The 14,401-nt window shown below is 49.7% G+C and carries 12 protein-coding genes; all 12 read left to right on the top strand.

The window, feature by feature from the left end; translation table 11 throughout:
* Positions 1 to 68 precede the first annotated feature (68 nt).
* The 12 genes from IT393_09190 (at position 69) to IT393_09135 (ending at position 14,377) form a co-directional block, all read left to right on the top strand.
* Positions 69 to 1,217: a glycosyltransferase gene (locus tag IT393_09190; GenBank protein MCC7202815.1), complete on the top strand. Its 1,149-nt coding sequence runs from the start codon at positions 69 to 71 to the stop codon at positions 1,215 to 1,217.
* A complete protein-coding gene (gene asnB, locus IT393_09185; protein ID MCC7202814.1) occupies positions 1,196 to 3,160 on the top strand; it encodes an asparagine synthase (glutamine-hydrolyzing) in 1,965 nt (654 codons plus the stop codon). Before IT393_09190 ends, asnB begins: the two co-directional genes overlap by 22 nt.
* Positions 3,135 to 4,166 carry a glycosyltransferase gene (locus IT393_09180; protein ID MCC7202813.1) on the top strand — a complete coding sequence of 344 codons (1,032 nt, stop codon included), beginning with the start codon at positions 3,135 to 3,137 and terminating at the stop codon, positions 4,164 to 4,166. Before asnB ends, IT393_09180 begins: the two co-directional genes overlap by 26 nt.
* Entirely contained in the window at positions 4,141 to 5,199 is a 1,059-nt protein-coding gene (locus IT393_09175; protein MCC7202812.1) for an N-acetylneuraminate synthase family protein, read from the top strand. Before IT393_09180 ends, IT393_09175 begins: the two co-directional genes overlap by 26 nt.
* 13 nt (positions 5,200 to 5,212) lie before the next feature.
* Complete coding sequence (locus tag IT393_09170) at positions 5,213 to 5,719, top strand: HAD hydrolase family protein (protein MCC7202811.1); 507 nt, start codon at positions 5,213 to 5,215, stop codon at positions 5,717 to 5,719.
* 342 nt (positions 5,720 to 6,061) lie between these two features.
* Positions 6,062 to 6,859 (top strand): SDR family oxidoreductase, encoded by a 798-nt coding sequence (locus tag IT393_09165; GenBank protein MCC7202810.1) that lies wholly within the window; start codon positions 6,062 to 6,064, stop codon positions 6,857 to 6,859.
* Between the two features lie 121 nt (positions 6,860 to 6,980).
* A complete protein-coding gene (locus IT393_09160) occupies positions 6,981 to 8,471 on the top strand; it encodes an aldehyde dehydrogenase family protein (GenBank protein ID MCC7202809.1) in 1,491 nt (496 codons plus the stop codon).
* A 12-nt stretch (positions 8,472 to 8,483) separates the two neighbouring features.
* Entirely contained in the window at positions 8,484 to 10,400 is a 1,917-nt protein-coding gene (locus tag IT393_09155) for a 1-deoxy-D-xylulose-5-phosphate synthase (GenBank protein ID MCC7202808.1), read from the top strand.
* Positions 10,401 to 10,627: 227 nt separating this feature from the next.
* Positions 10,628 to 11,332: an acylneuraminate cytidylyltransferase family protein gene (locus IT393_09150; protein ID MCC7202807.1), complete on the top strand. Its 705-nt coding sequence runs from the start codon at positions 10,628 to 10,630 to the stop codon at positions 11,330 to 11,332.
* On the top strand, positions 11,323 to 12,285 hold the full coding sequence (locus IT393_09145) for a GDP-mannose 4,6-dehydratase (GenBank protein MCC7202806.1): 963 nt from the start codon (positions 11,323 to 11,325) through the stop codon (positions 12,283 to 12,285). Before IT393_09150 ends, IT393_09145 begins: the two co-directional genes overlap by 10 nt.
* Positions 12,282 to 13,103 (top strand): ABC transporter permease, encoded by an 822-nt coding sequence (locus IT393_09140; GenBank protein ID MCC7202805.1) that lies wholly within the window; start codon positions 12,282 to 12,284, stop codon positions 13,101 to 13,103. Before IT393_09145 ends, IT393_09140 begins: the two co-directional genes overlap by 4 nt.
* Positions 13,104 to 13,111: 8 nt before the next feature.
* The gene (locus IT393_09135) at positions 13,112 to 14,377 is read left to right on the top strand and encodes an ATP-binding cassette domain-containing protein (protein ID MCC7202804.1); all 1,266 of its coding nucleotides are present in this window, start codon (positions 13,112 to 13,114) and stop codon (positions 14,375 to 14,377) included.
* Positions 14,378 to 14,401 lie beyond the last annotated feature (24 nt).

Genomic DNA, 14,401 nt, shown 5'->3' with positions numbered 1-14,401 from the left:
CCAGAACCAGGCCATCGGTCTGGATTCCCGCTTACGCAGGAATGACGGGTATATAGGAGCATTTTCAGGTGAGGATTGTAATCATAGAAAATGTCATAACGCCTTATGAGATTAAACGCTTCAATGTCCTTAACGAAGTCCTGGATAATAATCTGACAGTCTTCTTTCAGAATGAAACGGATATGAACAGGAACTGGAGATTTGACCTCTCCCGCCTGAGATTTAAATACAAAATCCTTCCAGACACACCGTTTAGGATGAAGGGAAAAGACATCTTCACCATGCACATCAATTACACGGCCTTTTCAGAGCTTAAGAATGCCTGTCCCGATGTCGTTGTATCCTGCGGCTGGGATTCTCTCGCATCATACATGGCGTACATCTATTGCAGGATTTACAATAAGAAATTCATCCTCTGGTCAGGGAGTACGATCAATGAGCCCTCGTGGCGCAGGACGGTTAGCAAGCCTCTTGTAAAATACCTTGTAAGGAATTCGGATTCGTATATTGCCTATGGGACGAGGGCAAAGGAATATCTTATGGATCTGGGCGCAGAGAAAGACAGGATATTCATGGGATGGAATACAGTGGACAACTCTTTCTTTGAAATTAATTCCAGAATGACAACTGAGGAGCGGGAGGCATTAAGATTCAAGCTGGGGATAAAGACAGGATTAGCCTTGTTGTATGCAGGTCAGTTGATAGAAAGAAAAGGGGTATATGATCTGTTATCTGCATTTTCCTGGTTAAAGAAAGATATTAAAGATGTGACATTATTGATTGCCGGCGCTGGTATGGAAGAAGATGCCATGAAAAAGAGATGCCTTCAGGAAAATATAGACGATGTGGTATTCGCAGGTTTTGTTGAATATGAACAGTTGCCGCGGTATTTCGGCCTCGCTGATCTGTTCCTGCTACCCTCTCATGAAGAGGTCTGGGGACTGGTAATCAACGAGGCGATGGCATCCGGCCTGCCTGTAATCACAACGGATAAAGTGGGGGCATCGGCTGATCTGGTAAGAGACGGTGTAAATGGTTTTGTTGTACGGGACAGTGATCCCCATGAATTATATAATGCCATGAAGAAGATGACTGCAGACAACGGCCTGAGGCAGAAAATGGCTGACGCATCCAGGCAAATGATAAGAAACTACGGCGCCGAACATACCGCCGAAGGGGTCAAAGAGGCTATATTATGTGCGGCATCACAGGCCTGATAAGCAGCAATCCATTGAAGCCAGCGGATATCGCAATCCTGAACAGGATGAATGATGCGCTGGTTCACCGCGGCCCGGACAGCATGGGTTTTTATCAGGATACGAATATTGCCCTTGCCATGCGGCGTTTGAAGATAATAGACCTCGCAGGCGGGAATCAGCCGCTGTACAATGAGGATGGATCCCTTGTGCTGGTGGCTAACGGCGAGATTTATAATTATATCGAACTTCGCAAAGAGATGGAAAACAGGGGTCACAAATTTAAAACTCAAAGTGATTGTGAGCCGATCCTGCATCTCTACGAGGAATCAGGAGAGGCATGCCTTCAAAACCTCAGGGGTATGTTCGCCTTTGCGCTCTTTGATAAAAAGAGACAGACGCTTTTTATTGCAAGGGATCGTTTAAGCGAAAAACCACTCTACTACTATAAGACAGAGGATGGGGTCGTTTTTTCATCAGAGATGAAATCTTTACTGGTCTGCCTGCGCGAAAAGGATGTCAGGTTAAATCCGGATGCAGTAAATATGTACTTTCACTATCAGTACGTGCCGGAACCCTATACATGCATTGAGGGGGTGTTGAAACTCCCTGCCGCCCATTACATGATGGTCTCTTTAAATCCCTTTGAATATGAACTGAGAAAGTACTGGGATTTTGAAGACGTGAAACCCGTGTCCGGAAACCCATCCCAGCTCATCAGAGAGGCATTTGAAGACCTGTCGGGGATTATCATCAGGTCCGATGTGCCTGTGGGCATTTCTTTATCAGGTGGTATAGATTCAAGCGCGATTGCTGTATTGGGCGCCAGATATTACAAGGAAAAGATGCATGCCTTCAGTGTCGGATATCCGGGACATCCGCAGAACGATGAGAGAGAGATGGCCATGGGGTTATCAAATCAGCTTGGCTTTTCATATCATGAAATAGAATTAAACACAGAAGACCTTGTCAACTCATTTCCTGAAATGGTCTATGCCATGGATGATCCTATTGCAGATATTGCAGCCTTTGGTTATTACTCTGTCAACAAACTCGCCAGGAGGCACAATGTCCCGGTTATATTGAGCGGCATAGGAGGGGATGAGCTTTTCTGGGGATATCTGGGGGTTACAACAGCGGTTGAAAAAAACCTGCAGAAACAAAAGTCCATTTCCAATAATGAAGTACAATCCCTGCAGTTACTCATAAAAAATATTTATACAGATATCAGAAATATCGGAAAAAGACAGCAGATGATACCGGCTGTAATCTCTGTGATTAACAATTTTAAAAATATAAGGGTTCGGTACGACAAGGTATTATCCAAACCAGACACATTTATTCTTTATGATGATGATGATTTTTTATCAGCCTTTGGTTATCTGGAAACCCTTTACAGGGAGGAGTTCAAACAGAAGATCCAGGAGGAAGAATTATTTTCCTTTTTTACCGGCAAAGATTGGGATGAGGTCCCGATTGAAATCTGCAAAATCCTGTATCAGACATGGCTCTATTCCAATTGTGTTGCCCTGGGGGACAGAATGAGTATGGCCTCTTCTGTTGAACTCCGTCTCCCCTTTCTTGATTACAGGTTTGTAGAACTGATAATGGGATTGAGAAAGACATATAAAGATGACTATAAGCTGGGGTATAAGAAATGGTTTATTGATGCAATGAAGGGTATTGTGCCTGATGAAATACTGAACAGGCGGAAGAGGGGATTTACGCCGCCTGTAAAGGATTGGTATAATGCCGTGATCAGCAGGTATGGCAGTTTATGCCATGACGGCTGCCTGGTCTCAGGCGGCGTGGTGAAAAGGGATGCGGTAATGGCATTTATAGACAGGAGTATTTCCAGGGGGGAAGATTTATTCTTTTCCTATAAAATTATCTTAATGGAAATGTGGTGCAGGATATTTATCCGGGGCGAAGATCCTAATGCCATCAAACTCAATATTGTTTAGTGTCATTATAGGGACCTGGAACAGAAAGGATGATTTGGCCGGTGCGATAGATTCCGTTGCAAGTCAGAAAGGTGTTGAAAAGGAGGTCATTGTTATTGACAATGATTCTTCGGATGGTACGGAGCATCTGATTTCGAAATATCAGGGGCAATACCCTTATATCAGATATATCCGGATGGATAAAAATACAGGTGTTATTGCCCCGAGGAATAAGGGGGTTGCTGAGGCAAAAGGCGGGATCATATTTATACTGGATGATGATGCTGAACTTGCAGATGAAGAGGCATTTCTGAAGGTGGCTTCAAAGTTTGAGGAAACAGGAGCGGATGTTATTACTGCAAAGATAATCAATTTCCATACCAGGGAGGACGAGGGTTTTATGTTCGCACATAACAGGGACCTTTATCACGACAAATCCTTTTTTGCCTTTGGTTTCAATGGCAGCTCGACATTCTTCAGAAAATATGTTTTCGATAAGATCGGTTATTTTGATGAAACATTTTTCCGCCAGGGTGAAGAGCTTGATTTCTCCTACAGGATGTCTAAGGCAGGTCTCCTTACATACTACTATGCTGATGTTGTCGTATGTCACAAGGCGAACCCGCACAGGCAGACCAGTAGCACCATTAACTACTTCTCATTTAGGAATACCCTGACAGGGATCTGGAAGAGTTTGCCTTTTTTCGAAGCTATGGCGATGAGCATGATGAATGTCATCCTGTACACCGGAATTGCTGTCCGAAGCCTGAGTTTTCTCTTTCCTCTGCGGTCGCTGATGGATTTCGTGCGGGCAATTCCCCAGACGGTGCGCAACCGCCATCCTCTAAACAGAAAAGAGGCGCGTCGTATGTTTTACCTGATGACGCATCCGCTGTCCCGCAGAGAGGAATTCGGAGGCGAGGCAACGATAGGTGACTATATGGCATATTATGTGGCGTCAAGATGGTTATGTAAACGACCTGGCAGGGTCAACACATCTAATGGAGAATTTTATGAAGACAATTAATTTCGGGAAGAGTGTTCTTTCAGGCAATGGTCCCTGTTATGTAATCGCTGAGATCGGTCATAACCATCAGGGAAATCTTGAAACAGCATTGAAAATGGTCAAAGTTGCAGCATCATGCGGGGTTCAGGCGGTGAAATTTCAAAAAAGGGATAATAAGGCCTTATATACGAAGGCCTTTTATAATAAGCCATATGATAATGAGAACAGTTACGGGGCTACTTATGGCGAGCACAGGGAATTTCTTGAATTTGGAAGAGATGAGTATGCAGCACTAAAGAAATGTGCAGAAGAAAACAGTGTTGAATTCATGTCTACGGCATTTGATTTTAAGAGCGTGGATTTTCTTGAAGATATAGGGATTACAAGTTATAAGATTGCATCCGGAGATGTAACGAATACCCCCCTGATAGAATACATAGCCAGATTGGGCAAACCGATGATAGTCTCTACCGGCGCTGCAAATCTTGAAGAAATTAGAATAGCCTATGAGACGATTCTCAAGTATAATAACAAACTTTGTCTCCTTCATTGTATTGCAGGTTATCCGGCAGAATATCATGACCTGAATTTAAGGGTGATAGAGACATTAAAGAGGGAATTTCCGGAGGCGATTATCGGATACTCGGGGCATGATAACGGGATAGTGGCGCCGGTGATTGCATATATGCTCGGCGCTGCAGTGGTTGAGAAACACTTTACACTAAATCATGCATGGAAGGGAACGGATCACAAGTTTTCACTGGAACCTGAGGGTATGCGCAAGATGATCCGCGACTTAAGGCGTGTGGATATTTCCCTTGGAACCGGCAACCGCATAATTTATGATTTTGAGATGGAGGCTCGGAAAAAGATGGGGAAGGGGGTCTATGCCTCAAGGCCATTACGCTCAGGAACAATACTCTCATGGGATGACATATGCCTCAAGACCCCGGCGAATGGCATCCCCCCGTTTGCTGCGAAAGATATGGTAGGGAGGAAACTGAAGGTAGACCTGGATGAGGAGGCGCCACTTTCGTTTGAGTGCCTTGAGTAAAATGACAAGCGATATGCAAGACAGAGAGCGACTGTACAATCTGGCCCGCAGGGTGGAGATGATCGTCTTTGATTTCGACGGTGTTTTTACTGATAACCGCGTCCTGGTGATGCAGGATGGGACAGAGGGGGTCTTTTGCAACAGGTCGGACGGTTTTGGCCTTGAAGCAGCCAGACGCGCGGGAATAAAACTCCTGGTCCTCTCAAAGGAAAAGAATCCTGTTGTCAGCGCCAGGTGCAGGAAGCTGGATATCCCCTGCATACAGGGGTGCGACCATAAAGGGGAAAGGCTTAAAGAGGAGGCTCGAAGACTGGTAGTCCCACTCGAAAACATCGCCTACATGGGAAATGACATCAACGACATAGAATGTCTGAATATCGTCGGCCTCCCGGTCTGTGTTGCCGATGCCTATCCCTCTGTCAAGGCCGTCTCACTCTATATCACCAGCGCCATGGGGGGGCACGGTGCAATCAGAGAGTTCTGTGATTTTATTATTGACGTAAAAACTGGTGGAAAATAGGTATCATGAAAACGTCATCCCCGCGAAGGCAGGAATGACGGGTATATAGGAGCATTTTTGGATGATGTATCTGAAATATAATTCTTTGTGTCCTTTGTGCCTTTGCGGTAAATAACGGGGATTTTAAGGTGAACCGTCATGAGCCCTTCGACTGTTCGACAAGCTCACAGCTCAGGGCTCACCAGGGTTAATGAAAACGTCATTCCCGCGTAAGCGGGAATCCAGACCGTGGGCCTGGTTCTGGATTCCCACTTCCGTGGGAATGACGGGTGCTTAAATCATGCGGGGACTGGTTCGGTAGGAATGAAGGGTGAATAGGAGCATTTTCAGGTGAAACAAATAATTGACAAGCTATTTAACCTCTCCGGCAAAGTAGCCATCGTTACCGGCGCGGCCGGGCAGCTCGGTGGGGAATATGTGCGCGCCCTTCTTGGCGCAGGCGCCTCTGTGGCCGCTTTTGATCTCAATCCCGGCAATCCAAAGGGGAGGCTCAGTGAGATTGTTTCAGACAAACTGCTCCTGGTACAAGTCAACATCATTGACAGGAAATCAATTGAACAGGGATTGGAGAAGGTCATATCCACGTTCGGGGACCCCGGGATTCTGATCAACAATGCCGCCATAGACGCACCGCCGAACGCGGATGAGCAGGAGACCGGCCCATTCGAGGACTATCCCGAGGCATCGTGGAGTATAATGATGGATGTAAACCTGAAAGGGACCTTCCTGTGCTGTCAGGTGATCGGAGGCCATATGGCAAAATCGGGCGGCGGGTCAATTATCAACATCTCGTCAATCTACGGGATACTGTCGCCGGACCAGAGGATATATGAGTACAGGGAAAAACCGTTTTTTAAACCAGTCACCTATGCGGTCAGCAAGGGTGGAGTCATCAACCTTACGAAGTATCTTGCGACCTACTGGTCGAAGAGCGGCGTCCGGGTGAATACGCTGACACTCGGTGGTGTCTTTAACAATCAGGATGAGACCTTTCTCAGTAATTACAGCAACAAGGTTCCCCTCGGCCGCATGGCGGGGCAGGATGAATACAACGGTGCAATATTGTTTCTTGCATCAGACGCCTCGTCCTATATGACAGGTAGCAACCTGATCATTGACGGTGGATTCAGTTGCTGGTGAGCGGACCCGTCATTCCCGCGCAAGCGGGAATCCAGAATGCGGGCATAGTTCTGGATTCCCACTTCCGTGGGAATGACGATGCGAAAGGAATTTCTGTGAACATCATAGTGGAGGTCAGGACATGACAGTTACCTTTAAGAATTATATCAACGGAGAGTGGGTAGACTCGGTCTCAGGACAGACCTTCGAGAACCGGAATCCATCCAATATTGATGAGGTTCTCGGCCTCTTCCCGCGCTCAACTGCGGAGGATGTCGGCAGGGCGGTCTCTGCCGCCCGGTCTGCCTTTGAAGCGTGGAAGGGTGTGTCGCCACCTGAGAGGGGGAAGATCCTCTATGAGGCGGGCCGGATCATGACCTCCAGGAAGAGGGAGCTTGCGGAGGTAATCTCAGGGGAGAATGGAAAGACCGTGAATGGCGCAATGGGTGATGTGCAGTCCGGGATTGACATGGCCTTTTACGCTGCTGGCGAGGGGCGCAGGCTCTTCGGAAGGACGTCCCATTCAGGTCTAAGGAAGCGCTTTGCAATGACAAAGAGATATCCTGTTGGCGTGGTTGGGATCATCACCTCATGGAACTTTCCGATGGCAATCACCGCCTGGAAGACATTTCCTGCACTCCTCTGCGGTAATACCGTTGTTTTAAAATCTGAGGAGAATACACCGGAAACGGCTGTGCATTTTGTAAAGATCCTGGAAGAGGCCGGATTGCCGAGGGGCGTCCTGAACCTTATCCATGGATTTGGTCAGGAAGCAGGAGAGGCCATGACTCTCCACCCTGATGTCTCCATGATATCTTTTACTGGTTCAAGTTCGACCGGAAAGATCATAGGGAAAAACTGCTCTGCAAGGCTGGCGAAGATATCGCTTGAGCTTGGCGGAAAAAACGCAGTGATTGTCATGGAGGATGCAGATATAGACCTCGCAGTGGATGGTGTGGTTTGCGGGGCATTCTCCATTTCCGGTCAGCGCTGCACAGCCACCAGCCGGGTGATCGTCCACGAACGCGTGTATGACGCCTTTCTTGAGAGGCTCCTTGAACGGACCGGAAAACAAAAGGTCGGCCCGGGGAGTGATGCGGGCTCTGATGTTACCCCGCTTATCAGCAGGAAACAGTTTGACCGGGTTATGGGTTATCTCGGGCGTGCCAAAAAAGAGGGGGCAAAGGTCATGACCGGGGGAGAACAGCTAAAAGGGGGAGTGTATGACAAGGGGTATTACATCGCACCGACTGTCTTAAACAATGTCACCCCTGAGATGGAGATCGCTCGCGAAGAGGTCTTCGGCCCTGTGCTGACTCTCTTTAAGTCCGGCTCCTATGAGGATGCCATAAGGATCCACAATGCGTCCCCCTATGGACTCTCGGCCTCACTCTTTACGAGAGATGTAAACCGCGCGTTTTCTTTCTTTGACGACGCAGACACAGGGGTCTGCTATATCAATGCCCCTACCTTCGGCGGGGAGCCGCACATGCCCTTCGGAGGGCTCAAGGATTCCGGATTGGGTTACCGTGAGTCCGGATGGGCGGCCATCGAGGCCTTCTCTGAGGTAAAGACATTGTATGTGGACTACAGTGCAAAGATCCAGAATGTCCAATTTGAAAAGAAGGATTGAGGAGGAGGTGTAATGCTGAACATTTCATTTATTCCATACAGTGAATTTCAGCGGGTATGGAACTCAAGGTCAGATAAGTTTTGGAAACTGCGGATTGTCAGCGACATGTGCCGTATCAATGCGCTGTCAGCCGTGAAAAAGGCAGGCTCGGGCCACTTGGGCTCCAGCCTGAGCGCCCTGGACATCAACGTGATGCTCTACTTCGACGAGCTGAACACAGTGAAGGCAGGCCTCAGCAGCCCTGACAGGGACATCTATTATTCATCGAAGGGGCACGACTGTCCAGGTCAGTATGCAGCACTCTTTGCCGCCGGCATCCTCTCATGGGATCACCTTCTAAAATTAAGGCGCCTTGGCGGATTAGACGGCCACCCTGATGTGAGCATTCCTGGGATGGAGGCTAACACCGGCTCCCTCGGGATGGGGATATCGAAGGGGAAGGGGATGGCCTGGGCCAGGAAGATGCAGGGGTCCGGGGGAAGAGTCTTTGTGATGACCGGAGACGGAGAACTCCAGGAGGGGCAGATCTGGGAGTCCCTGCAGACGACAGCCCATCAGAAGATATGCAATATCACGGTGATCGTTGACCATAATAAGATTCAGACAGACAAGCCTGTGGGAGAGATCATAAACCTCGGCGACATCGGGAAGAAGTTTCAGATCTTTGGATGGCATGTGGAGCGGTGCGATGGGCACGATTTTGCTGCCATGGACAAGGTGTTTGGCAAGTTGAGCAGTATTTCAGATAAGCCAAAACTCCTGATTGCAGACACTGTCAAGGGTAAGGGGATTTCCTTTATGGAGGGGCCGGCCTCATTGAAAGAGGGGAATGGACTCTATCGTTGGCATTCAGGCGCCCCGGATGATGATGCCTATGAAAGGGGCTTGCAGGAGGTACTCGACAGGATCAACACGGATCTCAAAAAATGCAGCATGGAACCTCTGTCCCTTGAAGTGGTTGAGACAAGGGAGAAGAACAGGACCAGGCTAAAGGATACTGCAGAGAAGGTAGTTACTGCCTTCGGTGAGGCGCTGGTAGAGGCAGGGAAGGGGAGAGAGGATATTGTTGTACTTGATGCCGACCTGTCTGCTGACTGCGGACTGCGCCCCTTTGAGACGGCCTTTCCGGACCGCTTCATCGAGAACGGGATAGCAGAGCAGGACATGGTCTCCATGGCCGGAGGGCTTGCGTTGCAGGGCCTTCTACCGGTCGTCAATTCATTCGGCGTCTTTCTATCCTCACGGGCCAATGAGCAGATATACAATAATGCTACAGAGGGGACAAAGATAATCTATGTATGCCATTACGCGGGCCTGATCCCTGCAGGCCCCGGCAAGTCGCACCAGAGCCTGAGGGACATATCCCTTTTTGCTGCCCTGCCGAACTTTGTCATAATGGAACCAGGCAATAGTCAGGAGACCAAGGCAGTCCTTGAGTGGAGCGTCAACAGGACAAAGGAGAACTGCATGATGAGACTTGCCATCTCGCCCTCTCCGCGAAAGATAGACCTTCCCGAAGATTACAGGTTTGAGATGGGGAAGGGAACTGTCCTGATGGATGGAGGGGATGCCGTGCTCTTTGCTTACGGCCCGGTGATGTTAAATGAAGCGCTCCTTGCATCAGAGTTATTGAGTGAGAAGGGTTTTTCGCTGAAGGTTGTCAATATGCCCTGGCTGAACCGTGTGGACAAAGAATGGTTTGCATGGGTTGTCGGCGGATGCCGCGTTATTTATGTTCTGGACAATCACTTCTCCCGCGGCGGATTGGGCGATTCCCTGCTTAATAAATTGAACGAATCAGAAAAACTGAGAGGCAGGCGATACGATAAAATCGCCATAGACGACTACCCTGTCTGGGGGACGCCACAGGAGGTTCTGAAATATCACCGGGTGGACGGGGCGTCTCTGGCTGAGAGGATTTATAAGTGAAGCGCGATGAGCCCTTCGGCTGTTCGGCAGGCCCACAGCTCAGGGCTCACAAGGTGTAATGAAAAACGTTATTTCCGCGGAACCTGTCCCTGCAGGATTTAATGAAAACGTCATTCCCGCGAAAGCGGGAATCCAGACCTGGGTCTGGTTCTGGATTCCCACTCCCCGCTTAAATCCTGCGGGGACACATTCCGTGGGAATGACACACAGATAGGAGTTATTTTCAGGTGGACATCTTAGCCTTCATCCCAGCCCGAGCTGGCTCAAAGAGGGTAGCCAACAAAAACCTCCGTACCCTCGGGGGCAAGCCTCTGATAGCCCATACGATCGGGGCTGCTGCCAAGTCCGGACATATTAACCGCATCGTCGTGACTACAGACTCGGAAGAGATAGCATCCGTTGCAAGGCAATACGGTGCAGATGTCCCGTTCCTGAGGCCGGTTGAGATTTCACAGAGCGACTCGACCGAGATGCAATTTTTCGAACATGCCCTCGACTGGTTTCTTGAGAACGAAAATTATGAGCCTGACCTGATAGTCCTCCTCTATCCCACGTCCCCGTTCAGAAGAACAGAGACAATTGACAGGGCTATCGAAGAGATGCTGCGGCATCCTGAGGCGGACTCCCTCCGCTCGGTCCGGCTGTGCGCGGAACACCCGTACAAGATGTGGGTAACGGAAGAGGGTTATCTGACGCCTTTCGTCAAAGGAAAAGACCCGAATATCCATACCTTCTCATATCAACTATTGCCGACGGTCTACATCCAGAACGCGAGCATCTATATTACCAAACCGGCTACGATCCGGAACAAGAAATCCCCGACCGGCGACCTCATCGTCCCTTTCATAATGGACGAGATGGAGTCAGTTGACATCAATACCCCGCTCGATTTCAGGATGGCCGAGGTCATTATCAACGGGGGATACTCATGAAAGCGCTTATCTGCGGTATATCCGGGCAGGACGGGACATATCTTGCCCAACTTTTATTGAACAAGGGTTACGAGGTATGCGGGACGTCGCGTGACGCACAGATGGCAAGTTTCAGCAATCTGGCCCGGCTTGGCATCCGGGACCGGGTGATGCTTGAGTCTATGGTCCTGACCGATTTTAGAAGCGTGCTGCAGACGATTGCCAGGATAAAGCCTGATGAGATATACAACCTGGCGGGACAGAGTTCCGTTGGCCTCTCCTTTCAGCAGCCTGTGGAAACGCTGGAGAGCAACAGTATCGGGACACTGAACCTCCTGGAGGCGATCCGGTTCATAGGGCTTCCGGTCAGGCTCTACAATGCCTGTTCCAGCGAGTGCTTCGGCGATATCGGCGAAGAGGCGGCGGATGAAGCGACCCCATTTCGCCCGAGGAGCCCCTATGCCGTGGCAAAGGCCGCTGCCTTCTGGGAGGTGGCCAACTACCGCGAGGCCTATGGCCTCTTTGCCTCTTCAGGCATCCTGTTTAACCATGAATCCCCCCTGAGGCCTGAGCGTTTTGTGACCCGGAAGATCGTCTCAGCAGCCGCACGGATCGCTTCTGGAAGCAGGGAGAAACTCTGTCTGGGCAATATTACCATTTGCAGAGACTGGGGCTGGGCTCCGGAGTATGTGGAGGCCATGTGGCTGATGCTGCATCAGGAACGGCCTGAAGATTTTGTGATCGCGACCGGGGAGAGTCACAGCCTGGAGGAGTTTGTGGAGACGGCCTTCGGGTGTGTCCGGCTGAACTGGAAAGACCATGTGGTAACCGATCCGTCACTCATTAGGCCCACAGAAATAGCCACTGGCAGGGGCAATCCCGCAAAGGCCCAAAGGGTGCTCCACTGGCAGGCTAAATACAGGATGCATGACGTGGTGAAGATGATGATGGAGGATGAACTGAAACGAAGATGAAAGAGATGATCGTCATAGAGCCCCAAAAAGGCTGGGTGCCGGTCAACTTCCGGGAGATATGGAAGTTCCGTGAACTCCTTTATTTTCTTGCCTGGCGGGACGTCAAGGTCAAATACAAGCAGACGGCCCTCGGCGTGATGTGGGCGATCCTGCAGCCTGTTATGACCATGGTGGTATTCTCATTGCTCTTCGGCCGCCTTGCAAAAATCCCTTCTGATGGTGTCCCGTATCCCATTTTTGTTTACATAGGGCTTCTACCCTGGCAATACTTCGCCTCCGTGCTTTCTCAATCTACAAACAGTGTGGTGAGCGGTGCGGACATGGTCAGCAAGATCTATTTTCCCAGGATACTGATGCCCGCGAGCACATCAATCGCCGCCATCCTGGATTTAGCCATTGCCGCCGTTGTCCTGGGATTGATGATGATATACTACGGCATAGCGGTGAGCGTCACTATACTCCTCGTGCCTTTACTCGTTGTGCTCACTATGATGAACGCCGTTGGATTCGGGATGTGGTTCTCGGCGCTCAATGTGAGGTACAGGGATATTCAGTATGTCATACCATTTGGGATACAGATATGGATGTTCGTGACCCCCGTCATCTACCCGACGAGCCTCTTTGATGAACGTTACGCCTGGATCCTTGCACTAAATCCGATGAGCGGGGTTATCGAGGCATTCCGTCCCGCTGTACTCGGCCATCTGCCGGTGCCGTGGATATCACTCGGGATATCTGCTGCAACGGGGATCGTGATATTCCTGGGTGGCGTCTTCTATTTCCGGCGGGTTGAGCGCTATTTCGCGGATGTGATATGAGCCGTCCCATAATCGAGATACGAAACATATCCAAACAATATACCATCGGCAGGAAGGAGGCCTACGGGAGCTTGCGTGATGAGATCATGCAGGCGATAGCAGCTCCTTTCAGGCGCGGTGTCCGGGCCCTGGGAACAGGGGAGGAGGATAACACCATCTGGGCGCTCAGGGACGTCTCGTTCAACGTTCAGGAGGGTGAGGTCATAGGCATTATCGGGAGGAATGGGGCAGGCAAGAGCACCCTGTTAAAGATCCTCTCACGGATCACAGAACCGACCTCGGGGCGTATCGTCATGAGGGGCCGGGTGGCAAGCCTCCTCGAGGTCGGCACAGGATTCCACCCGGAGCTCACAGGCAGGGAAAATATATTTCTGAACGGCGCACTCCTCGGCATGAGCAGACAGGAGATCAAGGCGAGATTCGATGAGATTGTCGCCTTCTCAGAGATCGAGAAATTCCTGGATACACCGGTAAAGAGATATTCAAGCGGAATGTACGTCCGGCTTGCTTTTGCAGTGGCTGCCCACCTGGAGCCGGAAATCCTGATTGTGGATGAAGTGCTGGCGGTGGGGGATATTCGCTTTCAACGGAAATGCATGGACAGGATGGGATATGTAAGTAAAGAGGGCCGGACAGTGCTCTTTGTCTCCCACAGCATGCCGGCAGTCACGCGCTTGTGTCAGCGTGCATTAATGTTCGGTGAAGGCCGCGTGCTGCAGGATGGACCTGCACACCAGGTGGTAACTTCGTATTTTCATTCTGACCTGGGAACCACTGCAATGCGGGAATGGCCTGATCTGAACAAAGCCCCTGGAGATGATGTCGTGCGGCTGAGGGCTGTAAGCGTTCAGACTGAAGAGGGGAAGATCAGTGATTCAATTGACATCCGATACCCGTTTGTGCTTGAAATGCGCTACGATGTTCTTAAATCCGGTGCCGTGCTAACCCCGATTATTCGTCTGACCAACCAGGAAGGTATTGTTTTGTTTACTGCTATAGACGTTGATACCAATTGGCGGAAACAACGACGCCCTACCGGACAATATATAACTAAGTTACAAATACCCGGGGACCTCTTGGCAGAAGGGAATATCTCTGTCTTGGCGAGTATTAGCACAATTAGTCCCACGACAAAGCGGGTATATGAGAAAGATGTAATTTCCTTCCAGATTGTAGATAATATGACTGGTGATTCTGCCCGTGGAGATTGGGGGGGAGACGTCCCTGGGGTAATTCGTCCATTATTGAGCTGGGTGACAGAAAAAGAGGGATAGATATAATATGGTTAATTTAAATCA

Source organism: Nitrospirota bacterium, assembly GCA_020851375.1.
Taxonomy (GTDB): domain Bacteria; phylum Nitrospirota; class 9FT-COMBO-42-15; order HDB-SIOI813; family HDB-SIOI813; genus RBG-16-43-11.
Note: the sequence above shows the minus strand (reverse complement) of the source record. Positions and strands in the feature narration are given on the sequence as shown.